Source organism: Streptomyces sp. SID5643 (assembly GCF_009872555.1).
Taxonomy (GTDB): Bacteria; Actinomycetota; Actinomycetes; order Streptomycetales; family Streptomycetaceae; genus Streptomyces; species Streptomyces iakyrus.
Genome location: NZ_WWIC01000175.1, coordinates 23,520 through 46,225 on the forward strand (window position 1 = coordinate 23,520; position 22,706 = coordinate 46,225).

Here is a 22,706-nt window from a genome sequence, read left to right on the forward strand (position 1 = left end):
TCGGTCCATCCGTCCGCGCCGCGATCCGCGCTCGCGCGGGTCGGCTGGGAGGGACGAAAGGGAGGGGAGGGAGGGGAGGGAGGGAGGGACGGGAGGGAGGCCGCCCGTGAGCGGAGCCTTCCTCCGGACGGCGGCTGCGCCGCTCCGCTCAGGTGCCCTTCCGGAGCCGTTCGGTGATGAGACGGCCGATCTCGGGGGTCACCCGGTCATGCGGTGTCTCCACCCTCAGCGCGGCTGCCAGGTCGATCGCGTGCACGTCGAACACGGCTTCCGTGAGGTCGGCGAGAGCGGCAGCGGACGTACGGACCCGCCGCCAGGCGACCAGGCAGAGCACCGCCGCGATGGCGAGAACCGGCCACCAGAACGGCGCGAGCGCCACATACAGCACGGCCCAGGACCCGGTCAGCACGGCGGCCGAGAAACCGTCCCGCCCCGTTCTGACCGCCTCCTGCACCGTGTCCGGCACGACCAGCCAGAGTCGGGGCCAGCAGGAGTACAGGTCCAGGCCGTACTCGTTCCTCACGCGGACTTCCACGGCCCGCAGGCGATCTCCCGTCCAGGTCGGGCAGCCAGGCGGTACGAGGGCGATGGCGTTGCGTGCCGCGACGAGATCGTCACGCGAGGGGCGGCGCGCCCCTGCCGCCGGTGCCGCCGCACGCACCCGCTCGTGTGCCCGGGACCAGCGTCGGCTCCGGCGTTCCGTCAGCCGATGTTCCAGTGGCCGGGCCCAGCCGGGCCATGCGCCACAGCAGGCGCGTTCGACGGGGCCGGCGACCGCTTGAGCGAGCAGCCCCGCCCCCGCGGTGACGAGCAGGATCGCCCCGACACCGAACGCCACCGAGACCGCACTTGTCAGCGAGGGCGGAACTCCGGCCTCGGACAGCCGAGCCCGCCCCTGGCTCCTGAGGCCGGCGAGACCGACCGGCAGCCACCCGAAGGTGACCGCCATGAAGGCGGTCACCGTGTACAGCAGGCCAGGAACCGCGAGCAGGGACACCCACCGCTCGGCCAGCCGTGAGCCGAGGGCGGAGAGGAAGCCGGTCACCGCGGTGCTTTCAGGCCTGGGGGAGAAACGTCAGAGCCTCCGCGTGCAGATGGCACACCGGCAGTTCCTCTCCGGGTTCCCGCACCTGCTCGCGTCCGCACAGGGACCGCGGGCACACATACGTCCCGTCGACCGGGCTGCCGGATCCGGAGGACCAGGGCCGCGACCACGGGGTGGTTCCCCTGTCGACGGAACCCGAACCGCCGGCGTCGGGGACGGCGATGCCCAGTTCACCCATCAGAGGGACCAGTGTCTCGCCCGATCTCGCGGCATCGGCCACCCTGTCGAGCAGCTCAAGGCGGTCCGGAGAGGACCTGAGAGCCCGCCGGAGCTCGGGGAACTCGGCGCACAACTGGGTGAGTACATGGTGATCAGGATGCAACCGTGCCCCGCATTCGAACGCCAACTCGCTTGTACAGCAAGCAGTTTGAATGCCGTTACAGTAGCGGGATCCGAGAGTCGGCACACGCAAGGCTTCCCCCATGGCTCTGTTCCGTCGCAAAAGCGTCAAGCCCCCTGGACCGGTGGCCGAGGCACCCCTGCCGTCCACCGCGCGGCTCCCGCCCTGGGTGACCGACGGGGATCGCGTCCGGCCACTGCTGCGGGTGCAGATCGTCCCGCCCGGGCAGGTGCCCGCGGGATGTGCGCCGCTGTCGAAGACCGTCCTCCCCGGGGAACTGACGGCCCTCGTCGAAGTCGCGGGCGCGATGGCGGTGCAGCCGGAACACCTGCGGTGGTGGGGCATGGAGCCCGAGGACATGTGGGCCGTGGCGATGCACAACATGCGGGCGCAGGAACCCGACATGCAGAGGGGCCCTGTCTGCGGCGTGCTGACGGGCGACCGGCACACGGCTGCTCAGCTCGTCCGGCTGCACGAGTTCGTCGACCTCCCCGAGGACGGGGCGTTGGTGTGGATCCCCCTCCCTGTGCAGTTGATCTTCTTTCCTCTCGCCACTGGTGCGTTGTTCGTCGAGAGTCTCCAGAAGCTGGCCCTGATGCGGGCGGAGCTGGAGGGGATCATGGGCGGGCCGGAGGCATTGGCCCGGCATGGGCTGTACGGCGACCTCGTCTGGTGCCGGGGCAGGACGCTGGAGGTGGTGCGGGTGTCGTACGTCCACCACGCCTCCGGCAAGGCGGACTTCCGGCTCACCGGCTCACCGCGGTTCAGCACGTTGTGGAACCGGCTCCTGCGCGAGCAGGCCGACAGCAGGCGAGAGCCGTAGCGGTGGTACCGCATCGGGCCCTCTCCTCGGCGCTGGATCTCATCGACCGCCTCCAGGAGCGGGAGGACGCCGAGGACGTGCTGTCCCCCGACACCGACCGCCTCATGTCCCGGCTGCGCAGGTGCCTGTGGTTCCGGACGGACCGCCCGGCCCTTCTCCAGGCGCTCGGCTGGCTGCACTGGTACCGGCACCGGGCGTTGCTCCGGCAGGGCGCTCATGACCGCGCCGCGGCGGAGCTCGACGCCGCCCGGGACTGTCTGGCACCGGTGTACTCCGCCGACCCGTCGGCCGTCCCGGAGGAACTCGAAAGCAGCCTGCGCCGAGGACAGGTCCTGCGGACGGCACCTGCGCGGGTGCGGGAGCCCCTGCAACAGCTGAACGCGGCCATGGCGGCGTTCTCGTCCGCCCGGGACGACGACGACGCGGAGTCCCGCGACCGGACGGTCGCCCGGATGCGCGAACTGCTCGACCCTCTCCTCGACTCCCCGCAGTACGCCGGGATCAGTGCGACCATGCTCGGCACCGCCCTGTACCGACGGGCCGAGTGCGGCGGCGGGGAGCGGGAACGTGCGGTTCTCGACGAGGCGGTGCTGTGGTTCCGGCGGGCACTGCCGACGCCACGCCGCTCCGCCAACGTCGAAACCCTGCTCGGCACCGCGCTGCTCCGGCGGTTCCGGCTGGCCGGAGAACAACAGGACCTCACGGAGGCACTCAGCCTGCTGCGCACGGCTGTGCGCGGCGGTTCCTCACCGAGCACCGATGCGGCGGCGTACGCGGAGCTGGCGTCGGGGCTGCACAGGCGGTACGGCATCACCGGCAGCAGCAGCGATCGGGCCGAGGCGACCGAGGCGAGCCGTGCCGCGTTGCGGTCCGGTGCCTCCGCCGGGCGCAGGTCGGACACGCTCGGGCTGCTGTCCACGCTCCTGCGCGTCAGGGGCACCGAGCTGGGCGACAGCGACTCCCTCCAGGAAGCGGTCGAGGTCGCCCGGTCCGCGCTGGTCGGTCTGCCGGAAGAGCGGCAGGGCAAGAGCCTGCTGGCTCTCGGCCGGGCTCTCGTGGCACGGGGGCAACTGCCCGGGGGCCTGGCCTACCTCGACGAGGCGGTCGACGTGCTCCGCCGGGCCGTCGCCCTCCTGCCCGAGGGCCACGCCGAAAGGGCTCTGGCACTGGGGGACCTGGCCTCCGTGCTCGTCGAACGTCACCGCCCCGACAAGGACAGGGAGCGGGATGACCGGGACCTGAGTGTCGCCCGGATCGAGGAGGCGATCGAGCTCTGGCGGGAAGCCCTGGCCATCCCCTCGGCCGGCGCCGATCGGGGCCTGCTGTGGACGAACCTCGGCTCCGGACTGCGGGCCCGCTACGAATGGACCCGGGACCCGCGGCTGCTGGACGACGTGGTCGACGCCTACCGGTGCGCCGTGGAGGCACCGTGGGACCGGCAGGGCCCCCGGGCACACGCGTGGCACGAACTCGGTAACGCACTGGTCGTGAGGTCCAAGGCGCGGCATGCCCCTCAGGACCACGCCGAGGCCGTCCGGGCGGCCCGCGCAGCCGCCACCACGCCTGACGCCGCCCCGGGACTGCGATTGGACGCCGCCTCCGTGTGGGGCGCTCGTGCCGCGGAGCGAGGAGACTGGGCCGAGGCCCTCGAAGGCTATCGGGCCGCACTCGCCGCGCTGTCCCGCGTCTCGTCACCGGCTCTGTACCGCTCCGACAGCGAGCAACAGCTGTGGGGATCCTACGAAGTGGCGTCCGACGCCGCAGCTGCCGCGCTCCAGGTCGGCGAGGACAGGGGGGAGGAGGCGATGGAACTGCTGGAGGCAGGCCGGGGCATCCTGCCTCGTTCCGCTCTGGGTGCCGGGGGCTCCGAGCTCTCTGCCGTCGCCGCCGTGGCCCCGCGCCTGGCCGCGGAACTGTCCGCGCTGGCCACCCAGTTGGCAGGCCGCCGGCTTGCGATGGACCGACGGCACGAACTCGCCGCGCAGTGGGACCACGCGGTGCACTCCGTTCGCCGTCTGCCGGGCTTCGAGCGCTTCCTGCTCCCCCCGGCAGCCGCCGACCGGCAGGTGGCCGCCTCCGCCGGTCCCGTGGTCACCGTGAACGTCAGCGATCACCGGTGCGATGCGCTGATCCTGACCGGACCGGACGTCACGATCGTCCCCCTGACCGCGTTGCACCAGGCCGACCTGGTGGAGCGCTGCGAGCGGTTCACCCAGGCACTGTCCGTCGCGGAGAGTGCCTCGGCCGGCCTGCTCTCCAGCCTGGCCGCGCAGGACACGCTGCGTGAGACGCTCGCCTGGCTGTGGGACGTGGTCACGGAACCCGTGCTGAAGGCCCTGGGGCTGACCCGCCCGGTGAGCGAGGGCGAACCCTGGCCGCGGGTGTGGTGGTCGCCCACCGGCTGGCTGAACCGACTTCCGCTGCATGCCGCCGGGCACCACGGGCAGGGCGGTCCCGGCGTGCTCGACTTCGTCGTCTCGTCCTACACACCTACCGTCCGCGCCCTGATCAACGCCCGGACCCGGACTGCGGCCACAGCGCGGGATGCTCCCCGCGTCCTCGCCGTGGGCGTGGCACACACACCGGGGTACGCGCCGTTGTCCGCCACTCTCCAGGAGGCCGGGTCGCTCGCACAGGATTCCGCCCTGCCGCCGCTGCTCGGCGAGCACGCCACACGGCGGGCGGTCCTCGACGCCCTCGCACGCTGCGACTGGGCTCACTTCGCCTGCCACGCCCACGCCGACGAGGCATACGCGTCGGGCAGCCGGCTGATCCTGCACGACCAGCCGATCACCGTCATGGACATCGACCGGCTGCGTCTCGAAGGCGCGGAACTGGCCTACCTGTCCGCCTGCTCGACGGCTTCCGTCCGCACCGCCCTCGCCGCGGAGGCCCTGCATCTGGGCACCGCATTCCAACTCGCCGGTTTCCGGCATGTGGTCGCGACCCGCTGGAACGTACCGGACCGGGTGGCCTCGCACATCGCCCACGCGTTCTACGAGAACCTGCCGCGCCGGGCGACGCCGCCTTCCGGTTCCGTCGCCGCCGCTCTCCACCATGCTGTGCGACAGGCCCGGGACGCGGAGGCGCAGGTGCCGAGCCGGTGGGCCGCCCACTATCACACCGGGCCCTGACCGACGAGTGCACCAGCCTGTGCTCGCCGTGCGGGCTCAACGGCGTCCGGGCCACTGCACGTCCACGACGTAGCCGGGGAGGACTTGGTCCTCCCCGCCGGCACAGAGCCGGTTGCTGATTCAGTCGTCGGACGCCCGCCCCCGGCGCGGCACCTGCGGGGACTTCGCCGCCTCCGCCTCCGCCTTGGCGTCGCTCACCGCCGCGGCGGCCTGCTTCCCGGCCTCGTCGGCGGCCGCGGCGGCGTCGAGGGAAACCGTCGAGGGCGCGTCGAGCTGCGGGACGGAGGGCTCGTGCGCGGCCCCGTCGCCGGCCGTGGCCGGTTCCTCGGGGTGCGCGGGGCGGGGAGGACCTGCCGTCGACTCGTCGCCGAAGGCGCGGGTGACGGTGCGGACCGCCTCGGTCAGCTCCCCGGGGATGACCCAGAAGGTGTTGTTGTCGCTCCTGGCCAGGTGCGGGAGCGTCTCCAGGTACTTGTAGGCCAGGATCTTGGGGTCGGCGTTGTTGCGGTGGACGGCCTGGAAGACGAGCTCCACCGCCTTGGCCTCGCCGTCCGCCCGCAGGATCATGGCCTGCTGGGTGCCCTGTGCCTCCAGGATGTCCTTCTGCTTGGTGCCCTCCGCGGTGAGGATCTTGGCTTGCCGCTCCCCCTCGGCGTGCAGGATGGCCGCCCGCTTGTCACGCTCGGCCCGCATCTGCTTCTCCATCGCCTCCTTGATGGTGTGCGGTGGATCGATGGCCTTGATCTCGACGCGGTTGACGCGGATGCCCCACTTGCCGGTGGCGTCGTCGAGGACGGCGCGCAGCCGGGAGTTGATCTCCTCGCGCGAGGTGAGCGTCTCCTCCAGGTCCATGCTGCCGATGACGTTGCGCAGCGTGGTCACGGTGAGCTGGTCGATCGCCTGGAGGTAGTCGGCGACCTCGTACGCCGCCGCCCGCGGGTCCGTGATCTGGTAGTACAGCACCGTGTCGATGTTCACCACGAGGTTGTCCTCGGTGATCACCGGCCTGGGGTCGGACGAATAGACCTGCTCGCGCACGTCGAGTTTGGTGTTGATGCGGTCGGCCACCGGCAGGACCAGGTTCAGGCCGGGCTGGAGCGTCCGGCGGTACCGGCCGAACCGCTCGATGTTGTAGCGGCGCGCCTGCGGGACGATCCGCACGGTGGAGGCCACGAGGAAGACGATGACGAGGGCCGCCACGAGAATGGGGATGACAACTGGATCCACAGTGCCTCCATTGCTGTGTGCTCAGCCGTTCAGGGAAGGAGCTCGCGGGGGTAGACGATGGCGGTGGCCCCTTCGATCTCCATGACGTCGACCAGCGCTCCCACCGGGATCACATGGCTCTCGTCGAGGGCGCGGGCGGACCATTCCTCGCCGGAGAGTTTGATCAGACCGCGGGTCGCGGTGACCTCCTGCATGACCTCGGCCCGCCTGCCGATCAGCGCGTCGCTGCCGTCGCGGATGAGGGGCTGCTGCCGCATGTGCCGCAGGGCGACGGGACGGACGAGGACCAGGCCCGCCGCAGCCGCTGCCCCCAGGGCCAGGAGCTGCCCGAGCAGACCGATGCCGACACCGGCGACCACGGCGGCGACCAGCGCGGCACCCGCCAGCAGCCCGAAGACCAGGGTCAGGGTGAAGAACTCCGCGGCACCCAGCGCCGCGGCAGCGAGCAGCCACAGGAACCACGGCATCGATTCGCCCTTCTTTTGGGGCTTTCTCCACCAAGTTACCGCCCGGACACGCCGGGCCGAACAGACACGGCAGCCGTGGTTCTCGCGCGTCGGGATCAGCGGGGCTCCGGGGAGCGGGCGGACGCGGGAGCGGCGTCCTCGGCCGGCGCGGGAGCGGTGTCCTCAGCCGGCGCGGGAGCGGTGTCCTCAGCCGGCGCGGGAGCGGCATCCTCGGCCGGCGCGGTCACGGCGTCGTCCCGCGCGGCCTCCGTCACCGGGGTCCGGGGCGCCGGCAGGTGCGGGGCGGGCCTCGGGGTGGTGCGTACGTAGCCGTAGATCACCGAGGTCATGGCCAGGATGAGCAGGGGCCCGGACACCTCCGGACGTGCGGCCATCTCCGTCGGCAGATAGCGGTACGACACCAGGAGCGCGGTGAAGACCGCGGTGCCGTAGGCGACCAGCAGGATGCCCGGCCGGTCCCAGCCGCGGTCGAGGGAGCGCAGGGCCGCCTCGATGGTGAGGGCGAACACCACACCGGCGATGAGGTCCACGCCGTAGTGGTAGCCGAAGCCCAGGGTCGCCGCGAGGGTGACGACCAGCCAGAACGTACCGGCGAACCGCAGCGCACGCGGTGCCCTGCGGGTGTGGACGAAGATCGCGACCGCCCAGGCGGTGTGCAGGCTGGGCATGCAGTTGCGGGGGGTGATCCCGTCGTACGTCATCGGCTGCGGGGTGGTGACCGGCAGCGGGGTGTGCGGCCACAGGTTGACCGCCGCCCACTCCACGCCGCCGGTGCCGGAGGCGCCCGGCCCGTAGGCGAAGACCGGGCCGACCACGGGGAAGATCATGTAGAAGGCCGGGCCGAGGAGGCCGATCACCAGGAACGTGCGCACCAGGTGATGGCTGGGGAAGCGGCGCTCGACCGTGACGTTGCGCAGCTGGTGGAAGGCGACGACGACCGCGGCCACCGCGAGCTGGCCGTAGACCAGTTGGAGAAGAAGACCGCTGTAGGGGTCGGTGGCCTCGACGATCCGGCCGGCCGGCCAGGAGGGGTTGCCCAGCGCGTGGTCGGCGGTCGCCACGTACTGGTCGAGCACCGTCGGGCGGGTCTTCGCCGTGATGAACAGCCAGGTGTCGCCGACCTTGCGTGCGGCGACCAGCAGCAGGCCCAGCCCGACACCCTTCAGCAGCAGGACACGGTCCGGGCCGGTGCGGCGGGTGACGGCGATGACCGCGGTGCCCAGCATCACCCACAGCGCGCCCGTGCCGAAGACGTGGCCGCCCGTCATGTCGGCTTCCACCGCCCACCGCACCGGCAGGAGGACGGCGTCGATGCCCAGTGCCGCGCCGGCCGCGATGAACCGCTGCCGCCAGGTGAGCACGACCATCATCAGCCCCAGACCGCCGTACAGCGGCCCCGGCTTGGGGGCGAGGACGAGGCCCTTCACCTGGTTGGTGATCGGCCCCGGTTCGCCGTAACGGCGTGCGGCGATCTCCAGGGCGATGAGGAATCCGAGCGTGACCACGCCCGCCGCGCCCCACAGCAGCACGCGCCGGCGGCGCCCCGCACCCCGCGAACTCACGTCACCTCTTCGCGAAAACACCCGCGATGCTCTGGCTTTCAATCTTTTGGCCGATTCTTCCGAATGGCTGGGCAGATGGAGAGCGATGGAGGGACCATCGCGAGTTCGAACATGCTATCGGAGGGTGCCGGTCCTGACCGGCCCAGGTGGCTCCGTCCCCTCACGAACTCACCCGTAGCGCCGTCCGCACCAGGTCCGCGACCGCCCGGGACCTGCTGTGGGGTGGCCAGGCGATCACCGTGGTCACCGTCGGCGCGTCCGGCACCGGCACGGCGGCCAGCCCGTCGCGCAGTTGCGTCCGGCAGGACTCCGGCGCGATCCAGCAGGCGCGGCCGAGGGCGATCAGCTGGAGGAGCTGGGCGTGGTCGCGGGCCCGGGGGCCGGGGCCGGCCGGGTAGGTGCCGTCGGGGCCGGGCCAGCGGGGCATCGGCAGGTCGGGGAGGCCGGTGACGTCGGCGGTACGGAGGTGGGGCCGGCCGGCGAGGGGGTGCCCGGCCGGGAGGATGGCGACCTGCCCCTCCGTGCAGAGCTCTTCGGTGTCGAGACCGGCCGTGGTGTCGAACGGCAGGTGCAGCAGCGCCACGTCGGCCCGGCCGTCGCGCAGCATCGGTCCCTGCTCGCCCATGCCGCACAGGAGCAGCTCGACGCCGGCCGCGTCGGGCTCGGCGGCGTGGGCGTCGAGCAGTTTCGCCAGCAGCTCGCCGGACGCACCGGCCTTCGTGACGAGCACCACCCCGGCTTGGCCCGCCGGGGTGTGTGCCGCGCGGCGGGTGCGGCGTTCGGCGGCCTCGACGGCTTCGAGCGCCGCCCGGGCCTCCGTCAGGAGCACCGCTCCGGCCTCCGTCAGGGCGACCGAGCGGCTGCTGCGTTCCAGCAGGACCGCCTTCAGGCGCCGTTCGAGCCGGCCGATCGCCCGCGACAGCGGGGGCTGCGCGATCCCGAGCCGCTGGGCGGCCCTGCCGAAGTGAAGCTCCTCGGCGACGGCGACGAAGTACCGCAACTCCCTTGTCTCCACGCCGTGATGGTACTGCTCCACCCTGTTCCGAGCTGGGCCGATACCGGTGCGGTATCACCGCCCACCCGATCGGTGTTGGCCCGCCACGACCGGGCGCGGACAGGATCGGCGGCATGAGCGAACAGACGATCGCGCTGGTGACCGGCGCGAACAAGGGCATCGGATACGAGATCGCGGCGGGCCTGGGCGCCCTCGGCTGGAGGGTCGGGGTCGGCGCCCGGGACCGGGAGCGGCGCGAGAGCGCTGTGGCCAAACTGCGGGCGGCCGGTACCGACGCCTTCGGCGTACCGCTCGACGTGACCGACGACGCGAGCGTGGCCGGGGCCGCCGCACTGGTCGAGGAGAGCGCCGGGCGTCTCGACGTGCTGGTCAACAACGCCGGGATCACCGGCAGTGCGGCGCAGTTGCCCACCGAGGTGGACCCGGCGACGGTACGGACGGTCGTGGAGACCAACGTGATCGGCGTCATCCGCGTCACCAACGCGATGCTGCCGCTGCTGCGCCGCTCGCCGTCACCGCGGATCGTGAACATGTCCAGCGGTGTGGGCTCACTGACCCGGCAGACCACTCCCGGCAGCGACACGGGCCCGATCGCCGCCGCCTACTCGCCGTCCAAGACCTTCCTCAACGCCGTCACCGTCCAGTACGCCAAGGAGCTGCGGGACACGGGCATCCTCATCAACGCCGCGTGCCCCGGCTACTGCGCGACCGACCTCAACGGGTTCCGCGGGGTCCGCACCCCGGAGCAGGGCGCCGCGGTAGCGCTCCACCTCGCGACGCTGCCCGACGGCGGCCCGAGCGGCGGCTTCTTCGACGACGAGGGCGAGGTGCCGTGGTAGACCCGCCGGGTCCGCGGCCGGTTCAGCCGAAGGGGACGGCGTCCGTCGCGGAGGTGTGCCAGTTGGTGACCACCGGCTGGTCGACGGTGATGGTGCCGACCTTCAGGGAGACCGGGTTGGAGTCGTCGTCACCGACGGCGACGATGATGCTGTCCAGCTCCTTGCCGCCGTCGCCGTCGGTGCTCTTGGGGTTGACCCCGGCGTAGGCGGTGGTGTTGCCGCTCAGGGTGATCTGCTCGCCCACGGCCTGCTCCGCGGGGCCCGCCTCGGTGCCGTCGGATCCGAACGCCACGGTCGGCAGTGCGGCGGGCAGGACACAGGTGATGCCCGGCTTCGCCTTCGCGGAGATCAGGATGTAGCCGCCTGCCTGGGTCTCGGACCGGGTGTTCCAGGAGATGTCGTTGGCGCCGCAGCTCTGTCCGACCGGCTCCCGCTTGCCGTTGCCGGTGTCGGCGCCCGAGCCGGCCGCGTCCCCGCTTCCCTGGCCCGTCGTCCCGGAGCCCTTGCCCGCCGCGGAGCCCTTGCCGGTGCCCTGTCCGCTGCCCGCGGCCGACGCGCCGGACGGGGTGGCCGCGTCGCCGGACGCGGTGGCGGACGAAGAACCCTGCGCGGCACCGGCGTCCGCGGCCTTGTCCGAGTCCTGGCAGGCGGTCATCAGAAGGGCGCCGCTCACGAGGGCCACGGAGACGAGGAAGGCCTTACGACGGTTGCCGGACATGAAATCCCCTTGTTCATCGACTGGTTGAGGCCGTGGTCGGTTCGGCCTCCCGGTGTCTGTCGATCGTCAGGAGGGCGCTGTGAGCCGGGGGGATCCCGCCGTCACCGTTCCCGCACAGCGCTGTCCCCGATCCGTGACATGCGCACGCAGTTGCGCCGCGGCGGGGCCGAACGGGCGATGTGACCTTCGTCGCGACAGCGGCGTTCCGGTGTCACCTCCGCCGTGACGTGCATCGACGGAGGTCACACGGCTGGTGCAGGAGGGGGCGACAGGAAGAGCCGCGCCCGCGGAGGGCAATATCTGTGCCCGCAAAATGAGAAATAGGAACGGGGCCCGCCGAATATTCCCCGATCGCCCGCCGGGCCACACTTTTTGAACCGCACGGCGCCGAAGCCACCGTGCTACTGTCGATCTCAGTTGCAGGTGTGGTTGCCAGAAGGTTCATTTCCTACGGGGTAATCATCACGGCGACACGGAATTCACAGACGGTGAATTCCTGAAACCGCCTCCGAAGGAGAAACAAATGGCTACCGGCACTGTGAAGTGGTTCAACTCGGAAAAGGGCTTCGGCTTCATCGAGCAGGACGGCGGCGGCGCCGACGTCTTCGCCCACTACTCGAACATCGCCGCCCAGGGCTTCCGCGAGCTGCTGGAAGGCCAGAAGGTGTCGTTCGACATCGCGCAGGGCCAGAAGGGCCCGACGGCCGAGAACATCGTGCCCGCCTGACAACGGCGCTCGCGCATATCTCGCAGCTGGGGCCCGCACCTGAAGGGGTGCGGGCCCCAGCTCGCTGTTTTTCCCGCCGGCCCGACCCGGCCCGACCCGGCCCGACCCGGCCCGGCCACAACGACTTCGGCTCGTCTCGAGATTCTCTGCGCCGCTCATCTGCTGCGGATTTTCCTTGCCACGCGCCCATCGAGGAAGGTCCCGCATGAAGCGTGCCCGCACATCCCGCCCCTACGACCGCTTCGGAAAAGGCGACGGCACCGGCCGCCGCTCCGGCGGTCCGCGCCGCTCCACGAGCTACGGAAACCGCCCCGCTCCCCAGGGCGAGTTCGCACCGCCGAAGACGATCACACCCCCGCTGCCCGCCGTCGAGTCGTTCGCCGATCTCGCCCTGCCGGCCCGGCTGTTGGCCACGCTCGGCCATGAAGGGGTGACGGCGCCGTTCCCGATCCAGGCGGCCACCCTGCCGAACACCCTGGCCGGCCGTGACGTCCTCGGCCGTGGCCGCACCGGCTCGGGCAAGACCCTCGCCTTCGGTCTCGCCGTACTGGCCCGGACCGCCGGGCGGCGCGCCGAGCCGCGGCAGCCGCTCGCGCTGGTCCTCGTGCCCACGCGCGAGCTCGCCCAGCAGGTCACCGACGCGCTCACCCCCTACGCCCGTTCCGTGAGCCTGCGGCTCGCCACGGTCGTCGGCGGGATGTCCATCGGCAGGCAGGCCAGTGCGCTGCGCGGCGGGGCCGAGGTGGTCGTCGCGACGCCCGGGCGGCTCAAGGACCTCATCGACCGGGGCGACTGCCGCCTGGACCAGGTCGACATCACCGTTCTCGACGAGGCCGACCAGATGGCCGACATGGGCTTCATGCCGCAGGTCACCGCGCTGCTCGACCAGGTGCGGCCCGGCGGGCAGCGGATGCTGTTCTCGGCCACCCTGGACCGCAACGTCGACCGGCTGGTCCGCACCTACCTGCACGACCCCGTGGTCCACTCCGTCGACCCGTCCGCGGGCGCCGTCACCACGATGGAGCACCACGTCCTCCATGTGCACGACGCCGACAAGCACCGGGCCACCACCGAGATCGCGGCGCGGGACGGCCGGGTGATCATGTTTCTCGACACCAAGCACGCGGTGGACGCGCTGACGACGCACCTGCTGAGGAGCGGTGTCCGCGCCGCGGCCCTGCACGGCGGCAAGTCGCAGCCCCAGCGGACCCGGACCCTGGCCCAGTTCAAGAGCGGCCACGTGACGGTCCTGGTGGCGACCAACGTCGCGGCGCGCGGCATCCACGTCGACAACCTCGACCTCGTCGTCAACGTGGACCCGCCCAGCGACCACAAGGACTACCTGCACCGCGGCGGCCGCACCGCGCGGGCCGGCGAGTCCGGCAGCGTGGTCACGCTGGTGACCCCGGGCCAGCGTCGCGGCATGAGCCGGCTGATGACGTCGGCGGGCATCACCCCGCGGATCGCCCAGGTGCGCTCCGGCGAGGCGGAGCTGAGCCGCATCACCGGTGCCCAGGCCCCTTCCGGTGTCCCTGTCGTCGTCACCGCCCCGCGCACGGAACGCCCCCGCGGCGCGTCCGCCCCGTCCCGGGGCCGACGGGGCCGCCGCCCCACCGGCCAGGGCCGTCCCGCCGGCGAGGCGGCACGCCCGAGGGCGCAACGGCGGACCGGCTCCGGCTCTGCCGCGTAGCGCCCGGCGCCCACCCGCCCCCCACCTCTCGGCAGGAGACACCCATGACACCGGCCCGGACGCAGCACCCCGCCACGGCCCATGCGCCGCACATCCGTGACGACATGACGGTCGAGGTGGCCCTGTCCCTCATGGCCGGTGCCCGGGTCGATCACCTCGTCCTCTGCGACGGGGACGACCAGAGCACGGGCGTGGTCACCCTGGACCGGCTCACGGAACTCCGGGACGCTCCCACCTACACGGACCGGGTCCGCCTCCGGGACATCCCGGAGAGCTGACACCCAGGCGGGTGACCGCCACCGAGACCAGTGAGGGCCCTGCCGACGCGCGTCGGCAGGGCCCTCACTGCTGCATCCGGGGCATGGCGGTCCAAGATCGGAGGCAACAGGATGCCTGTGTCTGGCGGACCCCAAAATCTATCTTTGTCAGAGTAGACATTCGCTTATCGCTGGGGTTAGCCTTCTTCTCGTAGACATGGTCAGAGGAGAACCGAGGAAGGACGGAGGAGCAGACGCCATCAGGATCGCCCGGCCGGGAAGCTCTCGGTCCGGGTACCGCAAGACCCCGGATTGGATGGTGGTCCCCGGTCACGCAGCCGCGATCCCCGCACCCCTCCCGCAAGCGGGCCGGGTAGCGGAAACAGAAGGTCGGCGCAGCATGAGGGCCGACAGATGGTGTTGAATTTCCTTCGGGGCCCTGGTGCCGTACGGCACCAGGGCCCCTCGACGCGTTGCACTACGAGGTGACATGCCAGCTGATACTCCGCTCAGCGATCGTCTGGACGACGACGACTACCCCGCCTACACGATGGGCCGGGCCGCCGAGATGCTCGGCACGACCCCCGGCTTCCTGCGTGCCATCGGGGAGGCCCGTCTGATCACTCCGCTGCGCTCGGAGGGCGGACACCGCCGGTACTCCCGCTACCAGCTGCGGATCGCTGCGCGCGCCCGCGAGCTCGTCGACCGGGGAACCCCGATCGAGGCTGCCTGCCGCATCGTCATCCTGGAGGACCAGCTGGAGGAGGCCCAGCGCATCAACGCGGAGTACCGCCGCGCCGCGCAGGACGCGTCCGGCACGGCGGATCGCGGACCGAGCTGAACGGCTGATCGCCGACGGGTCCGTCACCCGCGCCATGAGACCCCAGGTCGGCGGCCTGGGGTTTGCTGCTGCCCCGGCCGAGCGGCCGGGTGCCTGCCCGTCCGGAGCCCATCCGGGGCCCCCGCTGATCAGGTCAACCGTCCCGGTCCCTTGACTCATCAGGCGGTAGTGGCGATTCTCGTCGCACACTTTGCGAGGTCATGACAACACGACCGAGCGACCCGCCGACCGAGGGACGAGGGCTGTGACCAGTTCCGGACGCCCGTACCGCCGACGCAAGAACCTCACCGTTGTGTCGCTCCTCCTGCTCGTGCTGTCGATCGCGCTCGGCCCCACCCCGAGTGCGGCGGCCGGGACCGACTGGTGGGAGCCGACCGCGCGGCCCGCGCCGGACTCCCGGGTCGGCGTCACGGGCGAGCCCTTCACGGGCACGAACGCCGAGGGCGAGGTGCGCGGCTTCGTCGACGCACACGACCACATCTTCTCCAACGAGGCCTTCGGCGGCCGTCTGATCTGCGGGAAGCCGTTCTCCGAGCAGGGTGTGGCCGACGCGCTCAAGGACTGCCCCGAGCACTACCCCGACGGCTCGCTCGCGATCTTCGACTTCATCACCAACGGCGGCGACGGCAAGCACGACCCGAACGGCTGGCCCACCTTCAAGGACTGGCCCGCCCACGACTCGCTGACCCACCAGCAGAACTACTACGCCTGGATCGAGCGGGCCTGGCGCGGCGGCCAGCGGGTGCTCGTCAACGACCTCGTCACCAACGGCGTGATCTGCTCCGTCTACTTCTTCAAGGACCGCTCCTGCGACGAGATGACGTCCATCCGGCTCCAGGCCAGGCTGACGTACGACATGCAGGCCTTCGTCGACAGGATGTACGGCGGGCCCGGCAAGGGCTGGTTCCGGGTCGTCACCGACAGCGCACAGGCCCGCGAGGTCATCGAGCAGGGCAAACTCGCCGTCGTCATGGGCGTCGAGACCTCCGAGCCGTTCGGCTGCAAGCAGGTCCTCGACATCGCGCAGTGCAGCAAGGCGGACATCGACAAGGGGCTCGACGAGCTCCACGCGCTCGGCGTGCGCAGCATGTTCCTGTGCCACAAGTTCGACAACGCCCTGTGCGGGGTGCGGTTCGACTCGGGCGCGCTCGGGACGGCCATCAACGTCGGGCAGTTCCTGTCGACCGGCACGTACTGGAAGACCGAGACGTGCAAGGGCCCGCAGCACGACAATCCCATCGGCAACGCGGCGGCACCGGCGGCCGAGAAGAAGCTCCCGGCGGGCGAGGAGGTCCCGTCCTACAGCGCCGACGCGCAGTGCAACGTGCGGGGTCTCACCGACCTCGGCGAGTACGCGGTCCGCGGCATGATGAAGCGCGGCATGATGCTGGAGATCGACCACATGAGCGTCAAGGCCACCGGCCGGGTGCTCGACATCTTCGAGGCCGAGTCCTACCCCGGTGTGCTGTCCTCGCACAGCTGGATGGACATGGACTGGACCGAGCGGGTCTACGGCCTCGGCGGCTTCATCGCCCAGTACATGCACGGCTCCGAGGGCTTCATCGCGGAGGCGGAGCGCACCGAGGCGCTGCGTGACAAGTACGGCGTGGGCTACGGCTACGGCACCGACATGAACGGCGTCGGCGGCTGGCCGGGACCGCGCGGGGCGGACGCCCCGAACAAGGTCACCTACCCGTTCAAGAGCGTCGACGGCGGTTCGGTCATCGACCGGCAGACCACCGGCGAGCGCACCTGGGACCTGAACACCGACGGTGCCGCCCACTACGGCCTCGTCCCGGACTGGATCGAGGACATCCGCCGCGTCGGCGGGCAGGACACGGTCGACGACCTGTTCCGGGGCGCCGAGTCCTACCTCGACACCTGGGCGGCCTCCGAGAACCACGAGGCGGGGGTCAACCTGGCGACCGGTTCCGCCGCGTCCGCCAGCTCCTCGGAGTGGAGCCTGTTCACGAGCTACAAGCCGCACCGGGCCGTCGACGGTGACCGCGGCACCCGCTGGGCCAGCGACTGGAGCGACGACCAGTGGCTACAGGTCGACCTCGGCTCCGCCCGGACCGTGGGACGGGTCACCCTCGACTGGGAGCGGGCGTACGCGAAGTCGTACCGGATCGAGCTCTCCGCGGACGGCACGACCTGGCGGACCGCATGGTCCACGACCGCCGGAGACGGCGGCCTGGACACCGCGCGCTTCGCCGGCACCCCGGCCAGGTACGTCCGCGTCCACGGCCTGGAACGCGGCACCGACTGGGGCTACTCCCTCCACGAGGTCGGCGTCCACAGCCGCTGACGTGGAGCCCCTGTCGTGGGTGTCGCGGGAGAACTGACGGGACCCTCGCCTGAATCGGTTGTCATGGGAACGGCCCTGAGGGGCATTCGAACAAAACAAGTCGAAAGTGAGGAGAGTGCGGCCCGTTCGGTCCGTGCCATCGACAACTGGGAGTTTTCCATGGCGAGTTACGGCGGTTCCTCTGCCGCGTCCTCCGGTTCGCGCACCAACGGCCTGGCGATCGCGAGCCTGTGCTGCGGCATCGTCGGCCTGTTCTTCCTGAACATCATCCTGGGCCCGCTGGCCATCGTCTTCGGTGCCGTCGCCCGCCGGCAGGCCTCGGTCAAGAACGGTGCCGGAATGGCGAAGGCCGGCATCATCCTCGGCATCGTCGACGTGGTCCTGTGGCTCGTGCTCCTGGCCATGGCCAGCAGCAACGGCGGCTTCAGCTGGTACGTCGGCGGCTAGCGTCCGTCGCGGTCCTCTTGCGGGCGCGGTACGCGGCGGCCTTGATCTTGTTGCCGCAGGAGTCCATCCCGCACCACTGGCGCCGCATGCCCCGCGAGCGGTCGATGTAGGTGCGGGTGCACTCCGGGTTCTCGCACTCCTTGAGCAGGGGCACGTCCGGGCCGCTCAGGAGCTCGACGGCGTGCCGCGCCACCAGGGAGAGGGCCTCGTCGGGCGTCGCCTGCGTCCAGCGCCCCGACGGGGTGAGCTGGGGCACGGCGGGCGGCGTGCGGGCGGCGTTGTTCACGACGGTCAGCGCCGCCCCGTCGTACTCCTCCCCGAGCCGGCGGGCGGTGACCAGCGAATAGACCGCCTCCCGCACGGCCCTCGCCCGCTCGACGTCGGCCTCCTGGCCCGGGGAGACCGCGTCGACCAGGCCGGACTCCACGTACCAGGCGTTCAGCCGGTCCGGCGTCACGAACATCTCGAAGCGCACCGAACGGCGGGCCCGGAGCGTGGCGGCGAAGTCGAGCGCCGGGTTTCCGCAGACGAAGACGTGATCGAGGTTCACGTCACCATTCTGACCGGTGACCACACCCTCGGCAAGCCTCAGAGGTGATCGGCGTCGACGACGGCCCGCGCGAAGGCCGCCGGGGCCTCCCGGGGCACGTTGTGGCCGGTGCCGGGCAGGGTGCGCCCGCCCCCACGGCGCCCACACCCACGCCCGCTCCCAGCGCCCTGCCGAGAACGCGCCTGTTGATCACGCGGACCTCCGTGGTGTGACGTGCAGCGGCTGGTGCGATGCCTGACTGCTGCACGCCTGTCGTCACCGGTCAAAAAGGCGGTGGTGACGTTCGAGAAGAGGTGGTGGCTCCGCGTCAGGAGTCGTAGGGTCCGTCACCGGTCGCGGCGTCGGGCCGGACGTGACCGCCTGTCAGGCGGCGGTAGGCGGCCCGGGCGTGGACGAGACGGGCCAGGGCCGTGCCGATGAGGGTGGCGGTGAGGAGGCAGGCCAGCCAGGTGGTGTCGCGGTGGCCCGCCCAGGTGAGGACGCCCGCGGGCGGTATGGCGAAGCCGTTGAGGAACAGCCAGCACAGGAGCGCCGTGCCGGGGGCGGCTGTGAAGCGGGCGCACAGCCCCAGCAGGGCGGCCAGCAAGGACAGTGCGGGCAGGGCCAGTTCGGTCCGGTCCGGCCCCACCACGGAGTTGAGGAGCGCCACCAGTACCAGAGCCCCGACGCCGGCCCCCGCCCAGACCAGCGGCGTGGCCACGGGCTGGGGGACGGGCCTGGCTCCGGCGCCCAAGGGCTTCCACTCGATCATGCTGGCGCTTCCTTCCGGTCCACCTGGACGGAATTCTCCCCCGGTCTCCACGCCGGCCCCCGGGGTGCTCGCCAGAGTCCCACCACGGCCCCCTCCGGGAAACAGCCCTTCCGGACAGCCGCGAGGAGCGAGCCAGGGCTTCCTGCCGGGCGGGACGGGACCTCATGGGGACCGGGGCCGGAGGAGGGTCTTCCAGGTCCCCTGCCCGATGGGTCAAGCGCGGGCGGCGGCCGCCTCCTTGGAGGGGTCGGTGGCCGGTGGGACCGGGCGGGGCCTGCGCTGGGTGGCGCGGCGGGCCAGGGGTTCGGTCCAGCGGGCCGCCAGGGTACCGAGGATGACGAGGATCAGGACGTAGGCGGTGGCGAGCGGTCCGATGCGGGGCTCGGCGCCGACCGCGAGACCGGCGATGACGATGGAGAACTCGCCGCGTGCGACCAGCGTGCCGCCCGCGCGCCATCGGCCACGGGGCGAGATCCCGGCCCGGCGGCAGGCCCAGTAGCCGGTGGCGATCTTCGTCAGGGTGGTGACGGCGGCCAGGGCGAGCGCGGGCAGCAGTACGGGCGGGATGGCGGCCGGGTCGGTGTTCAGCCCGAAGAAGACGAAGAACACCGCCGCGAACAGGTCCCGCAGCGGGGTGAGGAGGCTGCTGGCGCCCTCGGCGACCTCGCCGGACAGGGCGATGCCCACGAGGAACGCACCGACGGCCGCGGAGACGTGCAGCTGCTGCGCGAGCCCGGCGACGAGCAGGGTCAGACCGAGGACGGCCAGCAGGAGCATCTCGGCGTTGTCCGAGGACACGGCGCGGCTGACCAGGCGGCCGTGCCGCAGCGCCACGTAGAGGACGGCGCCCACGGTGCCGAGGGAGATCAGCAGGGTGACCGCGCCGCCCGCGAGGCCGACCCCGGCCAGCAGAGCGGTGAGGATCGGCAGGTAGACCGCCATGGCCAGGTCCTCCAGGACCAGCACACCGAGGACGACCGGCGTCTCGCGGTTGCCGAGCCGGCGCAGATCACCGAGCACCTTCGCGATGACCCCGGACGAGGAGATCCAGGTGACCCCGGCCAGGGCGACGGCGGCGACCGGCCCCCAGCCCAGCAGGAACGCCATGGCCGCTCCGGGCGCGGCGTTGAGCACGAAGTCCACGGCCCCGGAGGGGTACTGGGTCTTCAGTGTCGTGACGAGTTCCGAGGCGCTGTACTCCAGGCCGAGCAGGAGCAGCAGGAGGATGACGCCTATCTCGGCGCCGGTGGCGACGAACTCCTCGCTGGCCCGCAGCGGCAGGATGCCGCCCTGGCCGAAGGCGAGTCCGGCCAGCAGGTACAGGGGTATGGGCGAGAAGCCCACCCGTCCGGCGAAGCGTCCCAGGAGCCCCAGGGCGAGGATGATCGCCCCGAGTTCGATGAGCATGGCGGTGGTGTCGTGCACGGGCGTCTGACCTCCGTTGATCGGGTCTGCGGCGTCTGTGCCGGCGGGCGTGAACGCCCTGGGTGCGGCTCGGTGAGCGGTGGGATGGGGCAGGGCCTCGTGCCGGGCGGCGGAGCCGGACACGGGGCAATGCGGCGTCGGCGGCGTGCTCCACTCCGGCGGACAGCGCTGCGAGCACGCATCCGGCCCCGCCCCTGGGCATCAGGCGTCAGGCGTCCGTCTGGCGTCGACCGTCACGCGGCGGGCAGCACGCGTCGCGCGTCAGAAGGAGAGGAGACCGCTCACGCGCAGCGGTCGGTATCGGGAACGCCGTCACGGGCGGCGTTGTGGACGCGGACAGGCACCACTCGCCCCATGTCACGCCCCCCTCACGCCGGCCCGGAAAGCCGGGCGGCCACTGTCGACGAACCGAGCGGCCGGCGCGCCTGTGCGCGGCGCCGCTCAACCGAGCGTAAGAGCTCGGTAAAGAATCCTAGCGCACGCCAACCCTGCGTGATCGCACGGAAGTTCAGGTCCTACCCCCGTGCGGCCTGCCGCACGGCGCGCGGGGACGCGCCGAGTTCCTTGCGGCAGGTCTTGTTGAACGCCTGGAGATCGGGGATTCCGACCGTCGCCGCGACGGCCGGGATCGCCAGCGTCGAGGCGATGAGCAGGTGGCGGGCGCGCTCCATGCGGCGGCGCCGGACCCAGCCGACGACCGTGTGCCCGGTGTCCTCGCGGAACAGCCGGGTCAGGTGCGTGTGCGACACCCCGGCGGCCCGGGCGATCACGGGGACGCTCAACGGGTCGGCCAGGTGCTCCTCGATGTGCGCCATGGCCGCCCGTAGCGCCGGGTGCCGGGACCCGGAGGGCGTCTCGGCGGCCTCGGCCAGGCCGGTCGTGCGCCACAGTGCCGTCCACAGCTCCGCGGAGGCCCGGGCCGGGGACTGCGCGCACGCCGCGATCGTCTGCCGCAGCAGGGCGCTCAGCACCGCCGCCTCCGCGCCGGCGTCCTGCATCGCGGGGAGCCGGCGACGCTCCCCCTCGCCCGGCAGCCGGAAGTGCGCATACAGGTGCTCGCAGCGCGGTGCGTCGTAGTGGAAATGCACCTCCGTGCCGGGCGGTACGAGGCTGAGGTGGCCGGGGCGGATCGGGTACCGCGCGCCGCCGAACTCCAGCGCGCCGGAGTAGCCGTAGAGGTGGAGCTGCCACAGGTGCGGAAGGCGGAAGACCTCGTGCGGGCCGGCGGAGCCGTGCACGCCCACGCCCGCGTGGACCAGGTCCGGCGGCAGGCCGAGGGGCAGTTCCACGAAGTTCGGCATGGTGGAAAATTACCAGTACTTGCCGATTACGCCCCACGACAGCATGCCTCTGCGCTCCTACGGTTGCGTCATGCCAACCACGAAACAGCTGCTGAGCTCCGCCGAGGTGGCGCGCTTCACGGCCCATGGCTTCCTGCGTCTCGACGGCGTCGTGCCCCGAGAGATGAACGAGGAGGCGCTCGGCGCCTTCGCCGACGGGGCGCTGCCCGCCGTGCCGTACGGAACTGCGCTGCCGGTGGCCTTCCCGGAGGGTTCCTTCGCCCGACGGCTCCTCGAACTGCCCGCTGTGGCGGGCGCGCTGGAGAGCCTGGTGGGCCCGGACCCGGCCGTCGACCACCACTTTGTCCACACCCGCCCGCCCCATGAGGGCAGCGCGCAGCCGTTGCACGCCGACGCCCTCATCGATGTGCGGGCCGACGCCTTCGACGTGCAGCTCATGTACTACCCGCAAGAGGTCACCGCGGGCATGGGCGGCACGCTCGTCGTCCCGGGCAGCCATCTGCGCCGCACCAACGAGTCCGACACCGGCCGCTACCAGAACCTGCGCGGCCAGACCAGGCTGACCTGCCCGGCCGGCACCGTGCTCCTGCTGCACCACGGCATCTGGCACGGCGGGCGGCGCAACGACAGTGACACCGTCCGCCACATGTACAAGATCCGCTTCAACCCGACCGTGCCGCAGGTGCTGCTGTGGGACACGCGGGACGTGGACTCCCCCGCCGTCCGCGAGGAGTTGCGGCGCACCTTTCCCTGGTACGAGCAGGCCACCGCCCGGCTGGAGATCCACAACCGGATCCTGCTGTGGCGCTCCCTGACCGCCGACCCCGGCTTCGACATCGACCACTGGGCGACCCGCATCTCCAACCGGCCCGCCGCGCACGCCGCACCGAGGAGCACCGCATGACCACCACCCGGCAGCAGGTTCTCGTCCTCTACCTCGACACCTCCGCCCTCGACTCCAGGGTCGTGGGCTGGGCCCGCTACGACGGCACGGGCTCGACCCGACCGACGACCGGCGACAGTGACGAACCCCCGTACGAGACGGGTGTCGGCGCCCTGGAGGACGGCTGGCGGCTCTTCCAGGCGGCGCAGCTCGTGCCGCCGTATCCAGGGGCAGAGCACGCGACGTCGTTCCTCAAGCACGAGTTCTTCTTCGAGAAGCTCGTGCCTCGGTGAGGA

22 protein-coding genes are annotated in these 22,706 nt (G+C 71.7%); 11 read left to right on the forward strand and 11 right to left on the reverse strand.

The genetic code is table 11. The features are described 5' to 3' along the window. Nucleotides 1-148 precede the first annotated feature (148 nt). Both GTY56_RS20740 and GTY56_RS20745 read right to left on the reverse strand, forming a co-directional pair. The gene (locus tag GTY56_RS20740) at nt 149-1,045 is read right to left on the reverse strand and encodes a hypothetical protein (RefSeq protein ID WP_161366852.1); all 897 of its coding nucleotides are present in this window, start codon (nt 1,043-1,045) and stop codon (nt 149-151) included. 10 nt (nt 1,046-1,055) lie between these two features. Then, a complete protein-coding gene (locus tag GTY56_RS20745; RefSeq protein WP_161366853.1) occupies nt 1,056-1,283 on the reverse strand; it encodes a hypothetical protein in 228 nt (75 codons plus the stop codon). Nucleotides 1,284-1,527: 244 nt separating this feature from the next. Between GTY56_RS20745 and GTY56_RS20750 the strand changes: the two genes are divergently transcribed. Beyond that, complete coding sequence (locus GTY56_RS20750) at nt 1,528-2,268, forward strand: hypothetical protein (protein ID WP_161366854.1); 741 nt, start codon at nt 1,528-1,530, stop codon at nt 2,266-2,268. A gap of 2 nt (nt 2,269-2,270) precedes the next feature. After that, a complete protein-coding gene (locus tag GTY56_RS41360; RefSeq protein ID WP_161366855.1) occupies nt 2,271-5,402 on the forward strand; it encodes a CHAT domain-containing protein in 3,132 nt (1,043 codons plus the stop codon). A 120-nt stretch (nt 5,403-5,522) separates the two neighbouring features. Here GTY56_RS41360 and GTY56_RS20760 read toward each other — a convergent pair whose 3' ends face one another. From GTY56_RS20760 to GTY56_RS20775, 4 genes are all read right to left on the reverse strand, one after another. Then, nucleotides 5,523-6,629: an SPFH domain-containing protein gene (locus GTY56_RS20760; RefSeq protein WP_161366856.1), complete on the reverse strand. Its 1,107-nt coding sequence runs from the start codon at nt 6,627-6,629 to the stop codon at nt 5,523-5,525. 29 nt (nt 6,630-6,658) lie between these two features. Continuing rightward, entirely contained in the window at nt 6,659-7,096 is a 438-nt protein-coding gene (locus tag GTY56_RS20765) for an NfeD family protein (RefSeq protein ID WP_161366857.1), read from the reverse strand. Nucleotides 7,097-7,191: 95 nt separating this feature from the next. After that, nucleotides 7,192-8,658 (reverse strand): phosphatase PAP2 family protein, encoded by a 1,467-nt coding sequence (locus tag GTY56_RS20770; RefSeq protein WP_346345528.1) that lies wholly within the window; start codon nt 8,656-8,658, stop codon nt 7,192-7,194. A gap of 160 nt (nt 8,659-8,818) precedes the next feature. Beyond that, nucleotides 8,819-9,673 (reverse strand): LysR family transcriptional regulator, encoded by an 855-nt coding sequence (locus tag GTY56_RS20775; protein ID WP_161366860.1) that lies wholly within the window; start codon nt 9,671-9,673, stop codon nt 8,819-8,821. 113 nt (nt 9,674-9,786) lie between these two features. On the opposite strand from GTY56_RS20775, the gene GTY56_RS20780 reads away from it, so the two are divergent. After that, nucleotides 9,787-10,512 (forward strand): SDR family oxidoreductase, encoded by a 726-nt coding sequence (locus GTY56_RS20780; protein WP_161366861.1) that lies wholly within the window; start codon nt 9,787-9,789, stop codon nt 10,510-10,512. 22 nt (nt 10,513-10,534) lie between these two features. Here GTY56_RS20780 and GTY56_RS20785 read toward each other — a convergent pair whose 3' ends face one another. Beyond that, nucleotides 10,535-11,230, reverse strand: coding sequence for a DUF4232 domain-containing protein (locus tag GTY56_RS20785; RefSeq protein ID WP_161366862.1), 696 nt, complete (start codon nt 11,228-11,230; stop codon nt 10,535-10,537). Nucleotides 11,231-11,753: 523 nt separating this feature from the next. Between GTY56_RS20785 and GTY56_RS20790 the strand changes: the two genes are divergently transcribed. From GTY56_RS20790 to GTY56_RS20815, 6 genes are all read left to right on the forward strand, one after another. Beyond that, complete coding sequence (locus GTY56_RS20790; protein WP_020119326.1) at nt 11,754-11,957, forward strand: cold-shock protein; 204 nt, start codon at nt 11,754-11,756, stop codon at nt 11,955-11,957. Nucleotides 11,958-12,162: 205 nt separating this feature from the next. Further along, nucleotides 12,163-13,647 carry a DEAD/DEAH box helicase gene (locus tag GTY56_RS20795; RefSeq protein WP_202510506.1) on the forward strand — a complete coding sequence of 495 codons (1,485 nt, stop codon included), beginning with the start codon at nt 12,163-12,165 and terminating at the stop codon, nt 13,645-13,647. 44 nt (nt 13,648-13,691) lie between these two features. After that, entirely contained in the window at nt 13,692-13,925 is a 234-nt protein-coding gene (locus tag GTY56_RS20800) for a CBS domain-containing protein (RefSeq protein WP_161366863.1), read from the forward strand. A 469-nt stretch (nt 13,926-14,394) separates the two neighbouring features. After that, a complete protein-coding gene (locus GTY56_RS20805) occupies nt 14,395-14,745 on the forward strand; it encodes a MerR family transcriptional regulator (RefSeq protein WP_161366864.1) in 351 nt (116 codons plus the stop codon). Nucleotides 14,746-14,989: 244 nt separating this feature from the next. Further along, complete coding sequence (locus GTY56_RS20810; protein WP_161366866.1) at nt 14,990-17,053, forward strand: galactose-binding domain-containing protein; 2,064 nt, start codon at nt 14,990-14,992, stop codon at nt 17,051-17,053. A gap of 159 nt (nt 17,054-17,212) precedes the next feature. Then, a complete protein-coding gene (locus GTY56_RS20815) occupies nt 17,213-17,500 on the forward strand; it encodes a DUF4190 domain-containing protein (protein ID WP_161366867.1) in 288 nt (95 codons plus the stop codon). Here the strand turns inward: GTY56_RS20815 and GTY56_RS20820 are convergent. The 4 genes from GTY56_RS20820 to GTY56_RS20835 all read right to left on the reverse strand — a co-directional run bounded on the left by GTY56_RS20820 (nt 17,478) and on the right by GTY56_RS20835 (nt 21,527). Next, entirely contained in the window at nt 17,478-18,050 is a 573-nt protein-coding gene (locus GTY56_RS20820; RefSeq protein ID WP_161366868.1) for an ABATE domain-containing protein, read from the reverse strand. The genes GTY56_RS20815 and GTY56_RS20820 overlap by 23 nt on opposite strands. A 307-nt stretch (nt 18,051-18,357) precedes the next feature. Beyond that, complete coding sequence (locus GTY56_RS20825; RefSeq protein ID WP_161366869.1) at nt 18,358-18,801, reverse strand: hypothetical protein; 444 nt, start codon at nt 18,799-18,801, stop codon at nt 18,358-18,360. Between the two features lie 213 nt (nt 18,802-19,014). Beyond that, a complete protein-coding gene (locus GTY56_RS20830; protein WP_161366870.1) occupies nt 19,015-20,226 on the reverse strand; it encodes a cation:proton antiporter domain-containing protein in 1,212 nt (403 codons plus the stop codon). Nucleotides 20,227-20,741: 515 nt separating this feature from the next. Continuing rightward, a complete protein-coding gene (locus GTY56_RS20835) occupies nt 20,742-21,527 on the reverse strand; it encodes an AraC family transcriptional regulator (RefSeq protein WP_161366871.1) in 786 nt (261 codons plus the stop codon). Nucleotides 21,528-21,597: 70 nt separating this feature from the next. Between GTY56_RS20835 and GTY56_RS20840 the strand changes: the two genes are divergently transcribed. Together GTY56_RS20840 and GTY56_RS20845 are read left to right on the forward strand one after the other, a co-directional pair. Next, nucleotides 21,598-22,431 (forward strand): phytanoyl-CoA dioxygenase family protein, encoded by an 834-nt coding sequence (locus tag GTY56_RS20840; protein ID WP_202510507.1) that lies wholly within the window; start codon nt 21,598-21,600, stop codon nt 22,429-22,431. Next, the gene (locus GTY56_RS20845; RefSeq protein WP_161366872.1) at nt 22,428-22,703 is read left to right on the forward strand and encodes a hypothetical protein; all 276 of its coding nucleotides are present in this window, start codon (nt 22,428-22,430) and stop codon (nt 22,701-22,703) included. Before GTY56_RS20840 ends, GTY56_RS20845 begins: the two co-directional genes overlap by 4 nt. The last annotated feature ends 3 nt before the right edge of the window (nt 22,704-22,706 follow it).